We start from the raw sequence: 18,914 nt of genomic DNA, 5'->3' as shown, positions 1-18,914 counted from the left end.
TACGTTCTACCCCGACTACCGCTATAATAAGACCAAATAAAAAAAGGTCAACCAGAAATTCTGGCTAACCTTATATTACGATCGGGTGCTTTAATGGAATAAAATTGACCAGACAGAAATCGGGTCGTTTTTTAAACTTATTATTCTGTTACTTTTTCTTTAACACTTATCACTAACGTATCAAATAACTGTTCATCTATATACACAAGCAACGCCCATTTTCCTGATGAGGGTAAAGAAACATTAGAAGGCATCGTGGCATCTGCCCCGTTCATTGCTCCTCCTGAAAAATCTCTTGTGTAACCACTTGTTAACAAGGGCTTTTTCATCAATGTTTCTTGATGATAAGCTACTACGGTTAATTTTCCTTCTGCTTTCCCAAAGAAGTGCCATAACCATTTATCTACTTTCTTTGCGTGCAAATTAGGTCCTACATAACCGACTTTGTTTAGATTTCCAAAGATATCACTATTTCCATTTGTCCCTATTTTTGTAACTGTTTTTTCCCATTCAATATTTTTAAGATCAGCCTCACTAACTAAACTAAGCGAATCATCATTTTGCATAACGGGCTGTGCTTTTTCATCCTTTGTCTCTTCTTTCTTTGAAACGCAACCACTCACAATCAAACAAAACATAGAAAATACAAGTAAAGAAAATTTAACTTTCAACTAAACTCCTCCTTTTTAGTGATCATACTATTTTCATATTTAAATATTAACATAAATTACCAACGATTCTTTTAACAACACAATTTAAGGTTAAAATAATCAGCAATGGACTCGTCTATATCAGGGTTTGCTTTACTCTACAAACAGGTCCGTTTGTTTAGGATCCAATGGCCTATTTATGGAGCACTATTTTTTTCAACTAAAGAGCGGATTGTTGAATAAGTAATGCAAGAATCCCTTGCTAGCTTTTTCCTATAACCGTGAGAAAATTTATTTAAGGAGGGACGTTATGAATATTGGTGAGAAGTTAAAATTAAGAAGAAAAAAAGCGGGATATACCCAAGAAAGAGTCGCCGAAATGATGAATATTACAAGGCAGACTTTATCCAATTGGGAAATAGGCAAGAACTATCCTGATATCGATTCTATCATTACACTTAGCCGTATTTATAAACTCTCTTTGGACGAATTGCTTTTAGGAAAAATCTTTTTCAAGGGAGTGTTAGAAGTGAAGAAAAAAAGGTCAGAAGATCAAATAAAAAAAATTATCAAAAATCACTTTTCTTCAGCAAGAAACATCAAAGAACTCCATGGAGGATTGGTTTCACAAACGTTCTATTTCGAGGAAGACAACAACCATTATGTCATGCAAATTGGGAACCGTGAAGAAATATATAAGAAAGAAAAATGGGTGTACTCGTTTCTCAAACAAACAATTCCCGTCCGCAACGTCTTACATGTGGGAGTGATGGAAGATCATGTTACAGCTTACTCTATATCGGAATATATTGAAGGATCAAAAGTGTTTGATTTGAACAGCCAAGAGTTATACGATATTGCATCTGATCTGATGAGAAAATTAGAGAGGCTTGAATCCGTTGATGTTTCGAATCAACAAGGTTATGGACGTTATGACGATAAAGGTCATGCAGCATTTCCAACATGGAACGACTTCATCAAAGCCATCTTCAACAAAGATATTTATAATTGGGGAGCACTTGAATCGAAAGGATTAGATACAGAAGTAGTCAATAAAGCCATGAAAGAAATAGATGCTTATATCGGGAGTATTACATTAGAAAAGAAAAATTTGGTTCATGGGGATTTAGGCTCCTTTAATGTACTAGCTAAAGACGGAAAGGTAACTGGTGTCATTGATTGGAGTCTTTCTATGTACGGAGATCACTTGTACGATAAAGCAAACATCCTATTCTGGAATGAAGATAAACTTCAGCCGTTCATTCAAAAAATCACAAAGAAATATATCGTTTCAAGTGAAATAAAGGAAAGAATGTATTGTTACATGCTTCGCATAGGACTAGAAGAAATCTATAATACAGTGATCCTTGATGAAGTCGGATATGACATCGAATGGGTGGCGAGCCGATTAAAACAGATTACAGAGAACTTTTTATAAGACGGCAGGTGCATTTCTTCAAGGAGGAGAAGTGCACCTTTTTATTGAATTAAAGCGCAGTTTTGTGGAGTAAGATTCTATTCAATCAGCAGTATTATGGAAAAGGATTAAGGTAGAGTGATGATTATACAATGCATTATTCAACAAATTTGGTGATCTCTATATTTCAGATGATAAAGCGTTTTATTAGGCAAAATTAACTCTATCCTTGTAAGAAATTGGTCTTTGTAGGAAATATTATAAAGCATACTTGATTCTATGTTTGGAACAATACCATTGTATTTACGATAAAAAAAGAGGGGAATCAAAAATGGATCAACAAAAAGTATTAGCTGCCCACGAGTCTTTAGACTTACATGAGGCCATTAACTTTAAAACGCTTTGTATCGCTAAATCAAAATTCATGCAAGGACTGGTCTTTGATGATGAGCTTAGGAATTTAATGAAAAAAGATGTTGAACAATCGATACAAGATCTGACTGAATTGCAGTCCCTCTATGAACGAGCACCGTTTCAAGCTCCTGTTCCTCAAAATCGCCCAACCCCCATCATTAATGGAAAGGAAGGAACCATTCATTGAATAATGATTATTTGGACCCAATAAACTCGCTGCATATGCCTGAACTAGCAGACACAACCTTTGCCATGGACTTTCTTCTTCGTGCCAAAGAAGGCGTTCGTAACATAGCTGTAGCATTGACCGAATCCGCATCACCTGATGTCCGTGCTGTATTAAAAAAACAATTGATGCAGGGCATCGCAATGCATCAGGAAATATCTGAGTTGATGATTAAGAAAAAATGGTTCCATCCTTACGAATTATCCGAACAGTATCAATTAGATCAGCTTTCGGCCAACAATACGATTAAGATTGGCAAAATGAACCTGTTTCCCATTGAGACCAATCGAAAGGGCATGTTCGATCGGACACCTGATGAACATTAACACTGGAGGTTATATTTTATGAAGGCGGTAACGTATCAAGGGATAAAAAATGTTGTTGTGAAAGAAGTGCCAGACCCTAAGATTGAAAAACCAGATGACATGATTATCAAAGTGACCAGTACTGCGATATGTGGTTCCGATTTGCATTTAATTCATGGTATGATCCCTAACCTGCAAGAAAACTATGTCATTGGACATGAACCGATGGGAATCGTTGAAGAGGTTGGTCCTGAAGTGACTAAAGTAAAAAAGGGAGACCGCGTAATCATTCCATTTAACATCGCATGCGGTGAATGCCGTTTCTGTAAAGATAATTTGGAAAGTCAGTGCGACAATTCAAATGATAATGGAGATATGGGAGCCTATTTCGGATATTCTGGAACAACTGGCGGTTACCCAGGTGGGCAAGCGGAATATTTGAGAGTCCCTTTTGCCAACTTTACTCATTTTAAAATCCCGGAAACCTGCGAGGAACCTGATGAAAAGTTAGCTGTTATAGCCGATGCAATGACCACTGGTTTTTGGAGTGTTGATAATGCGGGCGTAAAGGACGGCGATACCGTTATTGTTTTGGGATGCGGTCCGGTCGGACTTTTTGCACAAAAGTTTTGCTGGCTAAAAGGAGCGAAGCGGGTGATTGCAGTCGATTATGTAAATTACCGCTTGCAGCATGCGAAACGGACAAACAAAGTTGAAATTGTGAACTTTGAGGATCATAAAAATTGTGGAGAATACTTGAAGGAAATTACCAAGGGTGGGGCTGATGTAGTCATTGATGCTGTTGGTATGGACGGGAAAATGACCGATATGGAGTTTCTAGCCAGCGGATTAAAACTTCAGAGTGGGGCGTTTGGTGCATTTATCATGGCTACCCAGGCGGTCCGAAAAGGTGGCAATATCCAGGTTACCGGCGTTTATGGGGGAAAATATAACGGTTTCCCATTTGGAGATATTATGAACCGCAATGTAAATATTCGCACCGGACAAGCTCCAGTTATTCACTATATGCCTTATATGTTTGAACTTGTTTCTACAGGAAAGATTGATCCGGGAGATGTGGTCAGCCATGTCCTGCCGCTCAGTGAAGCTAAGCGTGGCTATGAGATTTTTGATACCAAAACAGATGATTGTATAAAAGTCATCTTGAAGCCATGATGAAGGAGGATTGAAAAATGAACTATGCCCTACATGAAGTTCTTGAGGTTCAAGAATTGGCTGCTTTTAAAACAAATTGTTTAACCAAATCTAAAACCATGAAAGCACTGGTTAGTGACCCAAGGCTAAAAGAAATTATGCAGCAAGACATTGATCTTTCCACCAGACAGTTAAACGAATATTCCTCTGTTTTATCTAATGCAAAGCAATAGTTAGGAGCTGAGTAAAATTGAATTCAATCATTGAAAACCTAACAGGGATGGACTCCCTTTCTGACCAGATTGTTGCGATGGATTTATTGATTGCGGCAAAAAGTGGAGTTAGAAATTACGCCATGGCTGTTACAGAAGCCGGAACACCTGAAGTGAAAGAAATGTTAACTCGGCATTTGGAGGAAGCTATAGAGCTACATGAACAAGTTTCCGGTTATATAGTGGAAAAAGGATGGTATCACGCTTGGGATACGAACGAGCAAATCCAATTGAACTTGACAAATATGAAGACCGCTTTGGATTTGCCAACACTATAGATCAAATAAGGAACAGTTGACAGACTAAACTGTTCCTTATTTATTGTCAGAATGTAGGAGCAGGGAATTCATCAATTCTCATACGAAGTAAACTATATGGTTTTTCCCGCAGGTCTCTTCCATAATGAAATCTCGCCTGCCGATGTAATTGATTCACAATGACATATAAGTATTGATCGGGGCCAATCGAAAAAGTATCCGGCCATAAAATTCTCGGGTCATGTGCGATGGTTTCTATTGCGCCATTCGGCAATATCTTCCTGATACTGTTGTTTTCATAGTCTCCTGCATAAACGGTTCCGTTTGCGCCGGTGATCATTCCATCAGACGCACCTTTTTCCCCCCAATAGTGCACATATTGGGATAAATTCATGTCCTGTATCCTTCTGTCTCTTAGGGCTTCTGTTGAGATCGAGAACAGCTGACGGCTGGTTAATGGAGCATAAAATAAAACCTTTCCATCAGGTGAAATCGCTAAACTATCGGAAGCCAATCTAAATGGGAAAGTCGAGCCGTCCGGGTTTCGATTCATCAAAATTTCACCTTCTACTTTCGGTAAAAAATTGGGATCAGGTGAAGTTGATATTGCCCCATTTAACCGTCTAAAAGCGTCCCCATTTTCTAAATCTACGACAATAATAGCCCCTGGCCCTCTGGAAGAAGAATCCGTTATATATGCAAAGCCTGCTCTACCAACCCGAAAATCCAAACGGACATCATTCAGATAAGTTGTCGGCAAGACAACATCTTCTTTAAAGGTATATACTCTCCTTATTGTATTCGTGCTTAAATCAACAGCAACTAATTTTGCTCCCCCTTGAATAGGTTCAGAAAAATTTGGTGCTCCTGTATCTAGTACCCACAGTGTTCCTCTTCCATCAGCAACGATACTTTGGACACTGACAAAAGAAAATTTAATATTACTAGTATTAACCAAATTGGTTTCTAAACTGGGATAAGGCTGCAATCCACCCTCAACAATTTCCGCCACCGTAAATTTCACGTCATCTCCCCATTTCGGAAAGCAAACAAAAATACGACCGGTTTCGGAAACGCTGACACCTGTAGGCATAGCTCCATAAAAAGTATGCACCAGTTCAAACTGTCCAAAATATTTTTCCATAGGCAACATAATTCACATCATCTCCCCTCATCCGGTTTAGAATCGATATTAACTGTATATGACCGGCAGTATTTCTTGTGCATCGCAAAGATCCATGGCCGGGCCGTTTATTATTCATTGGTTAAAATCCACTCACCTGAACATAATAAATGCTGAAACGATAATGGTGTTCAGTCAGGTGGTATGTATTGATGTTCTTTAAAAAGAAAAAAACAGCAGCCATTGAGCAAAAAAATGAAGAGAAAAATATGGTGCCGAGTGAAGCTGTGAAGCTCGATTTATTAAAACAGGCAACAGCGAAAATAGATGATGCTGAAATCGTACAGCGGCAAACAAACAACGGCGCTACTTTTTCGCTTGTATACATACAAACATTAATCGACAAGGAGAGGCTGAACGAAGCCATTATTCAGCCTCTTCTTCAGAGTGAGGATCAGGCGTTTATTCAATGTATATCCACCTGCAGCGTTTTAAGAATCCATTCAATGGAAGAAGCCAAAGAATGCATGCTGTTTGGTGCTGTGCTCATCCATGATCAAGGGAATAATGAATGGTGGGCGGCAAAACTGGAGAATCCGCTCAGCCGGGCGATCGAAAATTCCGAAACCGAGACGATAGTGTATGGTCCCAAAGACAGCTTTACGGAAAGGATCGAGCAGAATGTGTTCATGATCCGGCGGCGTCTGCCCGTTATTGAGCTAAAAGTAGAAAAATTCCAAGTTGGTTCGAATACCAAAACACAGGTTCAGATGCTGTATATGGATGGAATCGCCAATCCCGATATCGTCGAAATTGCACGGAAAAATATTTCGAAAGTGAACTTTGATATGATTTTGGAGTCCTCCAATCTTTCCGCTTTTATGGATGATCATACGCACAGTTTGTTTCCGCAGTTTATGCAGACGGATCGTCCGGACTCGTGCGCCTATTCACTGGGGCTTGGCAAAATCGTTATTTTGCTGAATGATACACCTTTTGCTCTTATCGCTCCCATTACCTTTTTTCATCTTTTTCAATCCCCGGAAGATTATGTTCATCGCTGGGTGATTGCTAGTTTTTTACGAACTCTTCGTTATTTGAGTTTTTTTATAGCCATTACTTTGATTCCTCTTTATGTGGCATTAAACACTTTTCATTATCAGATGATCCCGCTTCAGATTCTGTATGTACTCATGGAATCACGGACCAAACTGCCGTTCACTCCATTTTGGGAAGCTCTGATCATGTTGGTTATTATTGAAATTATTAAAGAAGCGAGTTTGCGGATGCCGACCAAAACGAGCCAGACCATCGGAATTATTGGCGGCATTGTCATCGGACAAGCTGCTGTTGAAGCAGGATTTGCCAGCAAGGTGTTGATTGTTCTCGTGGGGATCTCGGCGATTGCATCCTTTCTAGTGCCGAATTATTTAGTCACAAAAGCAACTACCGTCCTTCAATTTTTATTTCTTATTCTTGCCTCCTTTTTGGGGATCCTGGGGATCGCCTTGGGATTGATACTCCTGCTCGCTCATCTGAATGGTCTTTCTTCCTTAAAACAGCCATTTTTTGCACCGGTTTCTCCGCTTTACTGGAGAGATTGGAACGATCTTTTTGTTCGGGCACCATTGCCATGGGCAAAGCTGCGGCCGGAATATCTGAAGACGGTAAAAAAATGGCGGGTTTCTAAAGAGGAGGGGAATGAATGAGCAGCAGATTTCACTTGTTTGATAGAACGGCTGTTATGGGAAGCGGCTATATCTTGGCTATGGTGAACCGGATGCAAATGCTGTACTACGTCTTAATTTTGCCCAAACATTTGGTTCATCCTTATATGATGGCAGGGATCCTTGGTGTGGGTTTTCTATCACAAATCAACCTTTCGATTCTGTCCAAATATTTAACGTCCAATTATTTTGTTCTGGGTTATCACGGCTTTGTCCAATTATTTAGCGAAAAGATGGTCCGATTCTTTGCATTTCTCGGGATTTTTTTCATTTTAATGAAAGTGATCGTGACCACTTTGGGTTATGTCGAAATTGTCCATCAATTTATGTTTCCCTCGATGAAGACGAACTGGCTTATTTTCGTCTTGATCGCATCCGGGTTTTATATCGCTTCTCAAGGGATGGAGAAAACGATTCGTTTGTCCATCATCGGTTTTTTGGCCACGATCTGGGTGATTCTTGTCTATATCCCATATTTCATGCCGCCTATTGCCAAAACTCATCATCTGTATCCCTTAGTGCCAGGCGAGGGTTTACTTCATTCATGGTACGGGCTGCTGATGGTTTGGTCCGCTCTCTCAGGACCTGAATATTTGGTTTGCCTAGGTCCCTGGATCGGGCCGAAGGAAAAGATTTTAAGGGGAATGAGTATAGGCAATGCACTGTCAGTCTTTGAATACCTTGTTCTGTTTGCTGCGTGTATTCTCTATTATGGTTCACCCTATTTGGAGAAAATCAGTTTCCCTGTTGTGAACATGATTCGTTATCTACAGTCACCTGTTTTTGAAAGGGTGGATATTATATTAATTTCTCTAAACATGATCTATTTTCTCTATTTTATTGCCCTTTTCTTATTATGTTTGTATGGAGCAATAAGGATCGCGGCGGGGAGAATCAACATCAATACGAATCGCAAGGGCTTTTTAGTATGTGTAATTGCTGTTTTTATAGGTATGCTGGTCATTAATGGCTGGTACTGGAGGGAAGGACAGGAATTAAATGTATGGATGACACTGCAGCTATGGCTGGGTGCAATAACTTACCTTTTAGTTCCTTCTGTACTTGCCATTGCAATGAAATGGAAAAGGGGGCAATCTAGATGAAGACTATTTTGTACACTCTTTGTTTCCTCCTCGTTTTTTCGGGCTGTTCATCACCTTTTGTTGAAGACAATACGGTTGAGGAGATTGCTCCCGTCACGTTTTGGTCCCTGAATCAAGGGAAAGGAGGGAAATTGGAAATTACGACCCTCGTCCCTCCAGTTACCAATGAGAAAAAACAGGTATTGACACTGAATGTGGATTTATTAAAGCAAGGGAAAAAAGAATTCAACCTGAAGTTTTATCGGGAATTGAAGCTTGGCCAGCTTCGCATGCTGATCATTAATGAAAAGCTGGCAAAAAAAGAAATCATCTCGTTAATTGATACGATCCTTTCAGATCCTGATGTATCTCCGCGCCTTTTTCTTGTACTGGTCAGAGGGAGTTTTGAAGATTTTTTAGAAAACGAAGGGAAAGTGCAGAAGAACCTAGATTATTACCTTTACCGGATGTTTCGGCATTATGAAAGAAGAAATCAAGGGGAAATGAGCATCGTCAATTTGCATGAATTTATGGAAAAGGTCTATTCTCCTTACTCGGATCCAGTGCTTCCGATATTTAAGGCAGACAAAGATAATTTTACATATGAAGGAACAGCTTTATTTAATGAAAATAAGTATGTCGGTTCCATTAATAAAAGGGAAGACCAAATGTTTCAGCTTATTGCAAATGATCATTATTTAAAGAATCTTCCCATCCCACATTTAAAGGTTTCCTTGGGCCAGGTACGCTCCAAAGTTCATATGCAGGTGGATGATCATTTCAAAACGTTAAACATTCATGTTTTGATAAAGGGAAGAATCGATGAATACCGAGGACACCGGAATATACTCAGCAGAAGTGAAATGAATAAGATGACCGATGACATTCAATCTTATTTACAGCGTGAAACCGTGGGGCTTGTAAAGGAAACACAAAGATTAAAGATCGAACCGTTGGAAGTGGGAGCCCATACGTACTCTCCCTTGACTCATCCAGTGACTAGAAAAGTCTGGCTGGACCATTATGAGAAAATGAAGGTTCATGTCAAATACTCGGTAAAAATAGAACCGCTGAGTTTGTAATTTTAATATGGTTTACAAAAAAAAAAGCCGGCTATTTTTGTTTGGAGCAAAAGCCAGTTTACATAATAGATGATTGTTAAATCATTCACTCACATCAGTAGGTTTTACTAACTACCACGAAGAATGGCGGCATTATGATTTTGGAAATCAACTTTGGGGAAAAGTTTCAAATAACAATGCTATATACTCTTCAATATAAATTTGATTTTAAAGATTGTTTTCGTAAAGATTGTTCCTTACACTCAAATAATTTAGATGTTTATTCCGCAATAGGGTGCATTTCTTCAAGAAGGAGAAGTGCTCTTTTTTATTGAAGTTAAGGGATGTTAGGAGGGATTAAAATGAACCATCCTTTAGAAACATCAATAAAGAAAATGGTACGGGAAGCATTTGAGGGACCGCCTATTCCAGTTAAAGAGAGCTGGTTCACCAACACTGAACCGAATTCAGGAATTTTTGGTGCACTAGAAAAATTAACTGCTTATGAAGCTTCGATTTCTGTACAGGGAGCGACTTTAGCTGCACATGCAGATCACGTACGTTATCATATGTGGGGAACAAACGAGCTATTGGAAAAAGGTGATTTTCCAAAGATGGATTGGGAAGAAAGCTGGAAAATTAATTTGGTGGATGAACAGCAATGGTATCGTATTCGGGAAGGTTTACGTTGCGAATATTTAAGACTCTTGGAAAACCTTGAAGCTATTTATTGGAATGAAATCATAGCTAATGAAGTCATAGGTTCATTGGCACATTCAGCATATCATCTAGGAGCTATTCTACAAATTTTAAAAGTGATCAGGGACATTTAATTCGTTTTTTACTGGATGAACTGCGAAAAGGCTAAAGTATTTGCTTATTCAATTAAAGTGCAGTTTAGTTGGAAGGCCAAAGGGATATAAAAAGGGAATTACTTGATATATCTACAAAATAAAGGAGAGGCATATGATGAGTAAATCATTTATTGAACAAGTACATTATATTAGAATTCCCGTAAAAGATTTAGAGCAGTCTGCCCAATGGTATAGAGATATTTTAGGGCTTCAATTATTAACCATTACCAAGGATCAATTTGCCATTATAAAAGTTAATGAGGGACCTTTTTTACTTATCTTAGTTCCTACTGAAGATGATACATTTGCACATTTTACAATTGGTAATGTCCCAGTGTTTAGCATTGGATTTACAAGTCCAGAATTATCTAAATTTCATACACACCTTATTGAAAATGGTGTTAAGGTTGAGGATATAAAAGAGGATAATGGACATTCCTATTTCCACTTTTTTGATTTGAATGGCAATAAACTTCAAGTACACTGGTAAGAAATATATATAAAGGTAATTTAGTGAAAGTCACGCTTAAACTAAAAGGGGCATTCTTTAAGTAAAGGTCACAAGTATCACAGTAAAAGTAAAAACACCAAAAACGACTAAAGGATTTTCCATTTTAATTCCCCCATATCTTATCATTTCTTAAGAATATTTGGTCCTATATAGAAGCTAATAAAGAGATTAGCAGAAGCAATTGTGAGGTGGCCAACGATTGAAAAGAAAATTTTCTATGATTATCATAGACACGTTCATCGTACTCAATTTCATTGGCTGCTTCTTTTAATTGGATACGGATGTATTTAATTCCTCCGACAAAAACAAGAAAGCTTCCTATCAATGCCCACTGTAAACGTCCTGTCACAGCAAACAAAAAACCAAAAATAACAAAACAACCGATTATGGCAGATAAGATAGTTTTCCCCATGAATTCCCCTCTTTTCTTTAATCTTGAATCCAAAACAACTCATCAAATGGTGTTTCCAAGTACCTGCTTATGAGCAAACAAACTCGAATCGACGGATTATAGTTCTGTGCTTCAATTAAGTTCATCGTTTGAAATAAAGGAGTACAATCTGGAAAAAGGTGAATAATATTCCTGTGTTGTAAAGGATGTTAGCTGAACTGTTTTATAGTAAGGAATCAAGAATAATACCTATTTAAAGGTGAGATGATGAAAAAATTTGTTGAGTATGTTTTTTTAACTTTGGGGGCGTCAATCGTTGCTATGGGATTAGAAACGATGTTAGCACCAAACGGGCTAGTAGATGGTGGTGTAACAGCGTTATCAATTATGGCCAATGCTTTATGGGGAATCCCAATTTATATTGTGTTTTTGGGCTTAAATATTCCTATCTTAATTTTTACAGCTAAAGAAGTGGGTAAAACCTTTGTCATTAGAACTCTATATGCAAATATCATTACTACTGTTGGTTTAGTACTATTTAAATCGATTCCTCCTATTACTCAATCTGAAGTATTAATTGTTTTATACGGTGGGGTAATCTTAGGAGTTGGGATAGGAATCGTTGTAAAGTTTGGCGGTGCAATAGATGGCACTGAAATGCTGGCGATTTGGTTTAACCAACACTATCGATTTCCGATTGCCTCATTTTTATTAGTCGTGAATGCTTTCATATTTACGATTGCAGCCCTTGTCTATTCCTTGGAACAGGCCATGCTTTCTCTGGCGGTTTTTTATATAGTGACGAAAATGATTAATTATGTTTTAGATGGATTAAATCGTGGGAAATCTGTCATGATCATTTCAGAAAAACCGGATGAAGTTGGAGATAGTATTATCAATCATTTAAATATCAGCATCACATTTTTATATGGAGAAGGCGGTTTTTTAGGGGAAAGAAAGAAGGTTATTTATTGTATAACGAACAGATTTATTTTTTCCAAATTACAAAGTGTCGTTTTAGCAGCAGATCCATCAGCTATTATGGAGGCGTCCTATGTTTGTGAAACATCTGGTATAGATAGGTCGCTTATATTACCGAAAGCCAACCCTTCTAACAATAAATTGTAATATTTACTTACATTAGTTACATCTTGTTTGATACTAGAGAATAGAAAGTTTGTAAATTATATAAGAATAAAGGAGGTTATGACATTGTCATTAAAAGGAAAAAGAGTAGTTGTCTTAGGAGGTACATCTGGTATTGGTTTAGCGGCTGCTAAGGCGTTTATTGATGAATCCGCTCAAGTCATTATTGCTAGCCGTTCTGCTTCAAAATTATCTGACGCAAAAGTGAAGCTTGGTGGTAACGTAGAGGGCTATGAAATCGATTTTCGCAGCGAGGTAAAGGTTGCAGAATTTTTCAAGAAAGTTGGGGAATTTGATCACCTGGTGGTTACTGCAGGTGAAGGCGCTATGGGTCACTTTAGCGAACTGCCTGTTGCAACCGTAAGAGAGGCTTTTGATAGTAAGTTCTGGGGGCAGTATATTTCGGTTCGTGCTGCTCATCCATACTTGAATAATGAAAGTTCTATTACATTAACCTCTGGTGTATATGGTGTGCGTCCTCCTCAAGGTGCAACGACTCTAGCTTCCATTAATTCAGCAATCGATGGATTAGTACGAGGACTTTCAGTAGACCTGGCACCTATCAGAGTAAATGTGGTATCACCTGGTATCGTTGACACTCCTCTTTACGGCGGAATGCCAGAAGATCAAAGACTAGATATGTACCATGGGATTGCTAAGCAATTACCTGTCGGACGTGTTGCTCAACCTAAAGATATTGCTGAAACCTATGTTTACTTAGTGAAAAATGGGTTTACAACTGGTACATCAGTTCTTATCGATGGAGGGGCTCATCTGATCTAAACCATTTGATATCAAAGTCGATTGATTAATTGGATTAGAATAGAAGTGGGGAAGATGACTCAAAGTGTCAGACACTTATAGGCGATCCTCACTTCATTGTTTTTTTGCACAGACAGAAGCAGAAATGGCAATATATAATGCAACAAAGAAGTATTTTGTTGGTTGAGGAAGTTCTAAATATATGCGTACTTTATACGAAGTGACGTTAACATTCTACTTCTATGATACCCAAATACATAAAAGAAAGGTTCGAGCCTAATGGATGAAAAGAAAAGAGCGGAAATTAAAAATGCATTAGCCAAACACGTGGTGACCCTGCCTGATGGCACTTCTTTACCTAGTGTAGGACAAGGAACATGGTACATGGGGGAAAATCCCCAAGTGAGAGACAAAGAAATAAAAGCTTTGCAGCTCGGCTTAGAATTGGGTATGAAACTTATTGACACTGCTGAAATGTACGGAAATGGGGACTCTGAACGCTTAGTTGGCGAAGCCATTAAAGGACGCAGAAATGAAGTCTTTTTGGTCTCAAAAGTGTATCCCCATCATGCAGGTTTAGATAAGATTTCAAATGCATGTGAAAATAGCTTAAAACGACTCGGAACAGACCACTTGGACTTATATCTTCTCCACTGGAGAGGACGTGTTCCTTTAGAGGAGACAATTGAAGGAATGGAAAAACTACGTGAAGAAGGGAAAATTTTAAGATGGGGCGTCTCTAACTTTGACACGGTTGACATGGAAGAGCTTTGGAACATTACGAATGGGAAAAATTGTGTAACGAACCAAGTGCTATACCATTTAGGTTCAAGAGGAATCGACTTCGATCTCTTACCATGGCAGCGTGAACATAACATGCCAATAATGGCCTACAGTCCCCTTGCTCAAGGAGGGTCTTTAAGAAGGCAGCTTTTAAACGATCCAGTTATTCATGAGATTGCTGATAAATACAATGTCCAGCCATTACAAATCGCTCTTGCTTGGACTATCCGTTCGAATAACGTCATCGCTATCCCAAAAGCGGTTCAAGATGAACATGTTTTAGCAAATGCTGAAGCAGCAACTATTGAGTTTACTGAAGAAGATCTCAGTAAAATTGATCAAGTATTTCCTAAACCTACTAGAAAACTGCCATTGGATATTATTTGAAAATTCACTTTAAAAAGGACTCTTATTGGAGTAGCTGACAATCTAATAGGAAATTTAAAAAAACTGTGTAGAATTTATTCTATACAGTTTTTTATCCAGGAAAATTAATATCCTTACCCTCGCATCAAAACCGTATAAAGTTAGTTTTTGTTCTGTTAATCGTTTATAAATCAAACATTTGAAAAGCCCTCATATTCTATAAATTTGAAGAGTAAAGATTTATTTAACCTATTATGTGGGAAAACTATCCTATACTGACTTTGAGGAGTGAGAGGATGTTCGTAAAAGGGAACATTATTGCAGGTGAATTTGATTCGACTATCAATGAATTTTCCTTACAGAAAGTTAAGAATTTGGAAACAGAGTCGGTCCTTAATGAAGACCAGTTAAATAATATTTATCATTATTTAATAAAACATCAGCATGAAGAAGATGGGCAAATTATTACTTTATACGATCAAATGCTTGTACGCTTAGCACAGAATGAAGTTAACCAGTTAATTGTTGATTTAGAGAAAGTAATGTCCTTATATCACTGATACATATAAGAATATTTTGTACGAACAAAAGAAGCAGACCCTCTGGATCTGCTTCTTCTTTTTATGATGGATTTGTTGACCATAATCCAGCTGTTTTAACGAATACTCTTGGATTAAATTTTAAACTAGCCACGACTAATTCTGCAAGGTCTTCTGGGTGCATCACGTTTTCTTCATTGCCTTTAACAAGATCTGTATCAATGGCTAAATCTGTAACGACCGTACTTGGTGTTAAAGCAGTAACACGGACATTATGTTTTCTTACTTCTAGCATAAGTGATTCTGTTAGCCCTAAAACAGCGAATTTAGAAGCACTGTATGCACTTGTAACAGGAGCACCTTTTTGGCCAGCAGATGAAGAGATATTGATGATATCTCCTGATTTTCTTTCGATCATTTCTGGTAATACTGCTCTTGTTACATTATACACACCCATTAAATTGACTTGGATGATTTTTTCCCATTCTTCTGGTGTTAAATCAAGGAACCCGCCAAATTTAGCAACACCAGCATTGTTGATTAGGATATCAATTGGTCCTAAGTCTGATTTGATATGTTCAACAGCATGGGCAACGGATTCAAGGTCGGTCACATCTGCTATTGCTGCAGAAACCTTTACATCAAATTGTGCTAGTTCAGCAGTTACCTTTTCTAGATTAGACATATTTAAGCCGATTAGGCCTAAATGAACGCCTTCTTTTGCTAAGGCGATAGCAGTAGCACGTCCAATACCTCTTCCTGCGCCAGTAACTATTGCAGTTTTTCCATTTAAAGAAATCATTTTATCACTCCTAAAATTATTACAAATTGAAGTAGTACATTCTAACAGAAAGACCACAATACTGCATGGAAACAGCTTGCGGTCATTCCTATTTAGAACTCGAGTTAGAACTCGAGGAACAATATATTTATTCTAAGTTGGCGTGTCTACCGTACATTTTATTGGTATCCAAACCTTTTTTCTCCATGAACCGAAGAATCACAGCGTCGTAAAATAATAAAAGTGTTTGCTCAAATAATGAGCCCATTGGTTGAATCGTCTTAAAATCACTTTCCGACTGATCTTTAGGTGAGCCAGGCAACTTAATTGTGATATCCGCTAATTGTCCAATAGTGGACTCAGGGAAAATGGTTACAGCTGCAATCGTTCCACCGATGCTTTTTGCCTTCTCAGCCATGGAAACTAAACCCTTCGTTTCTCCTGAACCTGATCCAATGATTAAGATGTCATCTTTTTCAAAGTTAGGTGTTACTGTTTCGCCAATCACATAGGCATCTATCCCCATGTGCATCATTCGCATGGCAAATGATTTGGCCATAAATCCAGATCTACCTGCGCCTGCAACAAAGATTTTTTTTGATTCAAGAATCCCATTAACTAATTTTTCAGCTTCATCATTCGAAATTAAATCTACGGAGCGATTTAACTCTTTTATGATTTCAGCTAGGTATTGAGGTGTTTTCATGATCTGAATTACCCTTGATTAATCATTTCTTGCATTTTAGCAGCAACAGCTTTTTTATCAGCTTGTCCAGTAATCCCGCCACCTACAATGACAAGGTCTGGTTGTACTTTAATGACTTCTGGAAGTGTGTCTAACTTAATCCCACCTGCGATAGCAGTTTTAGCATTTTTTACAACACCTTTGATGGTTTGTAAATCTTCAAAAGAGTTCTTTCCAACTGCTTGAAGATCGTAGCCAGTATGAACACAAATATAATCAACGCCAAGTTCGTCTAGTTCTTTTGCACGGGCTGCAATATCCTTAACAGCGATCATATCAGCAAGGATTTGTTTCCCTTGTTTTTTAGCTTCTTCTACTGCACCTTTAATGGACTCGTCTTCAGCTGTACCAAGAATGGTGATGATGTCAGCGCCTGCTGCAGATGCTTGGCTAACTTCATATCCAGCTGCATCCATAATTTTTAAGTCAGCTAATACGGTTAAGTTAGGAAATGCAGCTTTTACTTCTTTCACTGCTTTAAGACCTTCATTGATCACCACAGGTGTACCAATTTCTACAACATCAATATGATCTTCTACCTCTTTCACTAATTCAATTGCTCCCGGAATATCGACAAGATCTAATGCTAATTGTAATTTCATTTATATTCGCTCCTTATGAATTTAAATTTGTTGTGCTAAGTATCTGTCCTGAGTCAGGTGTAAATGTTACCATTTTAAAATATATTTACTTACTAGCACGTTGTTTAGTATATTCAGTATGTTATTAAATTAAAAGTACGCACTTTTATCTCATATAGTGCTAAAAAGTATACTAATGGATAAAATAAGGGGGAGGTGAAGTGAATGCCAAATTTAGGAGAGAAAACTTTCAACTGTGAAAAAGAATTAACCCTATCAATAATTGGTGGTAAATGGAAGTTATTGATTTTATGGCATCTAGGAAAAGAAGGAACAAAACGATTTGGTGAATTAAAATCCCTTATGCCGGGAATTACCCAAAGAATGCTTGTTAATCAATTACGCGAACTTGAAGATCATTTAATAGTACATCGTGAAGTTTACCCTGTAGTTCCACCGAAAGTTGAATATTCATTGACTGAGCACGGAAAAAGACTTTTACCAATCATAGATGCTATGTATGAATGGGGAAAAGATTATATTGAGAATGTATTGGAAAAGGAAACTGAAGATTGATCAGCTGTTAAGTAGAAAAAAGTTTCTTTTCATCCTGTAAGACAATCATAACTTACCACGGTTAAGCTATTTTTAACCGTGGTTTTTATATTACTGTGTATTTAAGAACGTACGCGAGATTCATTGTGCTGCCATTTAGAGAGGATTGCATAGGTTTCATTTCAATATATGGTGAAGGGTTTCACTTAAGTTAATTGGTCCGTTGATCTATAAAAATTAACGCCTTTTCTAATGGAACTTATGTTAATTTATTTTTTAATCAAAATGTTAAATGATTCCAATAGATTAGTTCCATAAAGTTGTATACTAATACGAAGTATATAGACAAACAAATAGTGACGTTTAAGTCTTTGATTGTAACGAAAGGAAGTATTATTTTGAAAAGTACTGGTATTGTAAGAAAGGTAGATGAATTAGGGAGAATTGTCATCCCTATAGAATTACGAAGAATTATGGAGATCGAACAAAAAGATGGATTAGAGATATTTGTAGAAAATGAAAAGGTCATATTAAAGAAGTATGAAGCAAATAATGCTTGTGTTGTGACAGGTGAAGTAACAAATGACAATAAGATGTATTTCAATGGAAAAATTATTTTAAGTCGTAATGGTGCAGAATCCCTTCTGGATGAACTGAAAACATTATAAGTTGTCTGAAGCAGCATAACCATAGCGTTGTGCTGCTTTTCTTTTTTTATAGTAATCCTTCGCAAATGAGGGATGAAAAGAAGTAAATGCATGAAAGAGCAACTCATTCAAGCAATCGTTATTAACACTATTCTTTCACGATCTAGTGCTTTTATGGAAAAATGGATCATTAAGTATGTATGCAATAAGAGGATATTCAATTGGAATGGCACTAATTAAAAAAACTAAGTAGCATCCGTTTTTAGGAATATTTAGCTTTTTTAATGAACTTTTAGATTATATACAAAGTTTATGTTTTAGTCACTACTCCTAACCGGTGTTGTTTCCACAGTACTCGCAATATAATGCATCCGTCACGTTAATACTTTCACACTCGATGTTTTACCGATTTGCTGAAGACTGATCGGCAGCTCAATCTTTTCTTTAAGCATCGCTTCCGGCAACAAAAGTTCACGTGCAAAGACATCGGCTACACGATCGATCACTTTTCTCTGACTGTTAAATCAATGTCATTCATATATGCAGCATGATCTAAAGCAATAT

At 37.6% G+C, this 18,914-nt stretch carries 24 protein-coding genes; 17 read left to right on the top strand and 7 right to left on the bottom strand.

Annotation, left to right across the window (positions count from 1 at the left end; translation table 11 throughout):
* Positions 1-140: 140 nt before the first annotated feature.
* Entirely contained in the window at positions 141-671 is a 531-nt protein-coding gene (locus J2X07_RS09115) for a DUF4871 domain-containing protein (RefSeq protein ID WP_310258176.1), read from the bottom strand.
* A 289-nt stretch (positions 672-960) separates the two neighbouring features.
* Here J2X07_RS09115 and J2X07_RS09110 point away from each other — a divergent pair, with 289 nt between their 5' ends.
* From J2X07_RS09110 to J2X07_RS09085, 6 genes are all read left to right on the top strand, one after another.
* Positions 961-2,088, top strand: coding sequence for a phosphotransferase (locus J2X07_RS09110; RefSeq protein WP_310258174.1), 1,128 nt, complete (start codon positions 961-963; stop codon positions 2,086-2,088).
* A 310-nt stretch (positions 2,089-2,398) separates the two neighbouring features.
* On the top strand, positions 2,399-2,668 hold the full coding sequence (locus J2X07_RS09105; protein ID WP_310258173.1) for a spore gernimation protein GerQ: 270 nt from the start codon (positions 2,399-2,401) through the stop codon (positions 2,666-2,668).
* Positions 2,665-3,033 carry a spore coat protein gene (locus J2X07_RS09100; protein ID WP_310258172.1) on the top strand — a complete coding sequence of 123 codons (369 nt, stop codon included), beginning with the start codon at positions 2,665-2,667 and terminating at the stop codon, positions 3,031-3,033. Before J2X07_RS09105 ends, J2X07_RS09100 begins: the two co-directional genes overlap by 4 nt.
* Positions 3,034-3,051: 18 nt before the next feature.
* Positions 3,052-4,188 (top strand): zinc-dependent alcohol dehydrogenase, encoded by a 1,137-nt coding sequence (locus J2X07_RS09095; protein ID WP_310258171.1) that lies wholly within the window; start codon positions 3,052-3,054, stop codon positions 4,186-4,188.
* A gap of 17 nt (positions 4,189-4,205) precedes the next feature.
* Positions 4,206-4,400: a hypothetical protein gene (locus tag J2X07_RS09090; RefSeq protein WP_310258169.1), complete on the top strand. Its 195-nt coding sequence runs from the start codon at positions 4,206-4,208 to the stop codon at positions 4,398-4,400.
* Positions 4,401-4,417: 17 nt separating this feature from the next.
* Positions 4,418-4,717, top strand: coding sequence for a spore coat protein (locus tag J2X07_RS09085; protein WP_310258168.1), 300 nt, complete (start codon positions 4,418-4,420; stop codon positions 4,715-4,717).
* Positions 4,718-4,763: 46 nt separating this feature from the next.
* Here the strand turns inward: J2X07_RS09085 and J2X07_RS09080 are convergent, their stop codons facing one another.
* Complete coding sequence (locus J2X07_RS09080) at positions 4,764-5,849, bottom strand: L-dopachrome tautomerase-related protein (protein ID WP_310258167.1); 1,086 nt, start codon at positions 5,847-5,849, stop codon at positions 4,764-4,766.
* Positions 5,850-6,031: 182 nt separating this feature from the next.
* Between J2X07_RS09080 and J2X07_RS09075 the strand changes: the two genes are divergently transcribed.
* The 5 genes from J2X07_RS09075 (at position 6,032) to J2X07_RS09055 (ending at position 11,033) form a co-directional block, all read left to right on the top strand.
* Positions 6,032-7,528, top strand: a complete 1,497-nt coding sequence (locus J2X07_RS09075) for a spore germination protein (protein WP_310258165.1) — start codon at positions 6,032-6,034, stop codon at positions 7,526-7,528.
* Positions 7,525-8,649 (top strand): GerAB/ArcD/ProY family transporter, encoded by a 1,125-nt coding sequence (locus tag J2X07_RS09070; protein ID WP_310258164.1) that lies wholly within the window; start codon positions 7,525-7,527, stop codon positions 8,647-8,649. The genes J2X07_RS09075 and J2X07_RS09070 overlap by 4 nt, the downstream gene beginning before the upstream one ends.
* Positions 8,646-9,710: a Ger(x)C family spore germination protein gene (locus J2X07_RS09065; RefSeq protein WP_310258163.1), complete on the top strand. Its 1,065-nt coding sequence runs from the start codon at positions 8,646-8,648 to the stop codon at positions 9,708-9,710. The genes J2X07_RS09070 and J2X07_RS09065 overlap by 4 nt, the downstream gene beginning before the upstream one ends.
* A 341-nt stretch (positions 9,711-10,051) precedes the next feature.
* A complete protein-coding gene (locus J2X07_RS09060; protein ID WP_310258162.1) occupies positions 10,052-10,522 on the top strand; it encodes a hypothetical protein in 471 nt (156 codons plus the stop codon).
* A 136-nt stretch (positions 10,523-10,658) separates the two neighbouring features.
* On the top strand, positions 10,659-11,033 hold the full coding sequence (locus J2X07_RS09055; RefSeq protein WP_310258205.1) for a VOC family protein: 375 nt from the start codon (positions 10,659-10,661) through the stop codon (positions 11,031-11,033).
* Between the two features lie 166 nt (positions 11,034-11,199).
* Here the strand turns inward: J2X07_RS09055 and J2X07_RS09050 are convergent, their stop codons facing one another.
* Positions 11,200-11,466, bottom strand: a complete 267-nt coding sequence (locus J2X07_RS09050; RefSeq protein WP_310258160.1) for a hypothetical protein — start codon at positions 11,464-11,466, stop codon at positions 11,200-11,202.
* Positions 11,467-11,712: 246 nt separating this feature from the next.
* On the opposite strand from J2X07_RS09050, the gene J2X07_RS09045 reads away from it, so the two are divergent.
* From J2X07_RS09045 to J2X07_RS09030, 4 genes are all read left to right on the top strand, one after another.
* A complete protein-coding gene (locus J2X07_RS09045) occupies positions 11,713-12,573 on the top strand; it encodes a YitT family protein (protein WP_310258158.1) in 861 nt (286 codons plus the stop codon).
* Between the two features lie 84 nt (positions 12,574-12,657).
* Entirely contained in the window at positions 12,658-13,374 is a 717-nt protein-coding gene (locus J2X07_RS09040) for an SDR family oxidoreductase (protein ID WP_310258156.1), read from the top strand.
* Positions 13,375-13,632: 258 nt separating this feature from the next.
* Positions 13,633-14,523, top strand: coding sequence for an aldo/keto reductase (locus J2X07_RS09035; protein ID WP_310258154.1), 891 nt, complete (start codon positions 13,633-13,635; stop codon positions 14,521-14,523).
* Between the two features lie 275 nt (positions 14,524-14,798).
* Positions 14,799-15,062, top strand: a complete 264-nt coding sequence (locus tag J2X07_RS09030) for a hypothetical protein (RefSeq protein ID WP_310258153.1) — start codon at positions 14,799-14,801, stop codon at positions 15,060-15,062.
* Positions 15,063-15,123: 61 nt separating this feature from the next.
* On the opposite strand, the gene J2X07_RS09025 is transcribed toward J2X07_RS09030, so the two are convergent.
* The 3 genes from J2X07_RS09025 to hxlA all read right to left on the bottom strand — a co-directional run bounded on the left by J2X07_RS09025 (position 15,124) and on the right by hxlA (position 17,169).
* Positions 15,124-15,843 (bottom strand): 3-ketoacyl-ACP reductase, encoded by a 720-nt coding sequence (locus J2X07_RS09025; RefSeq protein WP_310258152.1) that lies wholly within the window; start codon positions 15,841-15,843, stop codon positions 15,124-15,126.
* A 127-nt stretch (positions 15,844-15,970) separates the two neighbouring features.
* Positions 15,971-16,528: a 6-phospho-3-hexuloisomerase gene (gene hxlB / locus J2X07_RS09020; RefSeq protein WP_310258151.1), complete on the bottom strand. Its 558-nt coding sequence runs from the start codon at positions 16,526-16,528 to the stop codon at positions 15,971-15,973.
* A gap of 8 nt (positions 16,529-16,536) precedes the next feature.
* The gene (gene hxlA / locus J2X07_RS09015) at positions 16,537-17,169 is read right to left on the bottom strand and encodes a 3-hexulose-6-phosphate synthase (RefSeq protein WP_310258149.1); all 633 of its coding nucleotides are present in this window, start codon (positions 17,167-17,169) and stop codon (positions 16,537-16,539) included.
* Positions 17,170-17,373: 204 nt separating this feature from the next.
* Between hxlA and J2X07_RS09010 the strand changes: the two genes are divergently transcribed.
* Together J2X07_RS09010 and J2X07_RS09005 are read left to right on the top strand one after the other, a co-directional pair.
* A complete protein-coding gene (locus J2X07_RS09010) occupies positions 17,374-17,724 on the top strand; it encodes a winged helix-turn-helix transcriptional regulator (RefSeq protein ID WP_310258146.1) in 351 nt (116 codons plus the stop codon).
* Between the two features lie 377 nt (positions 17,725-18,101).
* Positions 18,102-18,371 carry an AbrB/MazE/SpoVT family DNA-binding domain-containing protein gene (locus J2X07_RS09005; RefSeq protein ID WP_310258145.1) on the top strand — a complete coding sequence of 90 codons (270 nt, stop codon included), beginning with the start codon at positions 18,102-18,104 and terminating at the stop codon, positions 18,369-18,371.
* Between the two features lie 353 nt (positions 18,372-18,724).
* Here J2X07_RS09005 and J2X07_RS09000 read toward each other — a convergent pair whose 3' ends face one another.
* Positions 18,725-18,856: a hypothetical protein gene (locus tag J2X07_RS09000; protein WP_310258144.1), complete on the bottom strand. Its 132-nt coding sequence runs from the start codon at positions 18,854-18,856 to the stop codon at positions 18,725-18,727.
* Between the last annotated feature and the right edge of the window lie 58 nt (positions 18,857-18,914).

The sequence above is a fragment of the Fictibacillus barbaricus genome (assembly GCF_031457135.1).
Taxonomy (GTDB): domain Bacteria; phylum Bacillota; class Bacilli; order Bacillales; family Fictibacillaceae; genus Fictibacillus; species Fictibacillus barbaricus_A.
The sequence above is the reverse complement of the archived record's forward strand: the minus strand, read 5'-3'. Positions and strand labels throughout refer to the sequence as shown.

What these genes read in the sequence shown, in the direction of transcription:
- J2X07_RS09065 (WP_310258163.1), top strand. Translation starts at nt 8,646, where the DNA reads ATGAAGACTATTTTGTACACTCTTTGTTTCCTCCTCGTTTTTTCGGGC.
- J2X07_RS09110 (WP_310258174.1), top strand. Translation starts at nt 961, where the DNA reads ATGAATATTGGTGAGAAGTTAAAATTAAGAAGAAAAAAAGCGGGATAT.
- J2X07_RS09105 (WP_310258173.1), top strand. Translation starts at nt 2,399, where the DNA reads ATGGATCAACAAAAAGTATTAGCTGCCCACGAGTCTTTAGACTTACAT.
- J2X07_RS09010 (WP_310258146.1), top strand. Translation starts at nt 17,374, where the DNA reads ATGCCAAATTTAGGAGAGAAAACTTTCAACTGTGAAAAAGAATTAACC.
- J2X07_RS09030 (WP_310258153.1), top strand. Translation starts at nt 14,799, where the DNA reads ATGTTCGTAAAAGGGAACATTATTGCAGGTGAATTTGATTCGACTATC.
- J2X07_RS09090 (WP_310258169.1), top strand. Translation starts at nt 4,206, where the DNA reads ATGAACTATGCCCTACATGAAGTTCTTGAGGTTCAAGAATTGGCTGCT.
- J2X07_RS09055 (WP_310258205.1), top strand. Translation starts at nt 10,659, where the DNA reads ATGAGTAAATCATTTATTGAACAAGTACATTATATTAGAATTCCCGTA.
- J2X07_RS09035 (WP_310258154.1), top strand. Translation starts at nt 13,633, where the DNA reads ATGGATGAAAAGAAAAGAGCGGAAATTAAAAATGCATTAGCCAAACAC.
- J2X07_RS09080 (WP_310258167.1), bottom strand. Translation starts at nt 5,849, where the DNA reads ATGTTGCCTATGGAAAAATATTTTGGACAGTTTGAACTGGTGCATACT.
- J2X07_RS09050 (WP_310258160.1), bottom strand. Translation starts at nt 11,466, where the DNA reads ATGGGGAAAACTATCTTATCTGCCATAATCGGTTGTTTTGTTATTTTT.
- J2X07_RS09070 (WP_310258164.1), top strand. Translation starts at nt 7,525, where the DNA reads ATGAGCAGCAGATTTCACTTGTTTGATAGAACGGCTGTTATGGGAAGC.
- hxlB (WP_310258151.1), bottom strand. Translation starts at nt 16,528, where the DNA reads ATGAAAACACCTCAATACCTAGCTGAAATCATAAAAGAGTTAAATCGC.
- hxlA (WP_310258149.1), bottom strand. Translation starts at nt 17,169, where the DNA reads ATGAAATTACAATTAGCATTAGATCTTGTCGATATTCCGGGAGCAATT.
- J2X07_RS09095 (WP_310258171.1), top strand. Translation starts at nt 3,052, where the DNA reads ATGAAGGCGGTAACGTATCAAGGGATAAAAAATGTTGTTGTGAAAGAA.
- J2X07_RS09075 (WP_310258165.1), top strand. Translation starts at nt 6,032, where the DNA reads ATGTTCTTTAAAAAGAAAAAAACAGCAGCCATTGAGCAAAAAAATGAA.
- J2X07_RS09060 (WP_310258162.1), top strand. Translation starts at nt 10,052, where the DNA reads ATGAACCATCCTTTAGAAACATCAATAAAGAAAATGGTACGGGAAGCA.
- J2X07_RS09025 (WP_310258152.1), bottom strand. Translation starts at nt 15,843, where the DNA reads ATGATTTCTTTAAATGGAAAAACTGCAATAGTTACTGGCGCAGGAAGA.
- J2X07_RS09045 (WP_310258158.1), top strand. Translation starts at nt 11,713, where the DNA reads ATGAAAAAATTTGTTGAGTATGTTTTTTTAACTTTGGGGGCGTCAATC.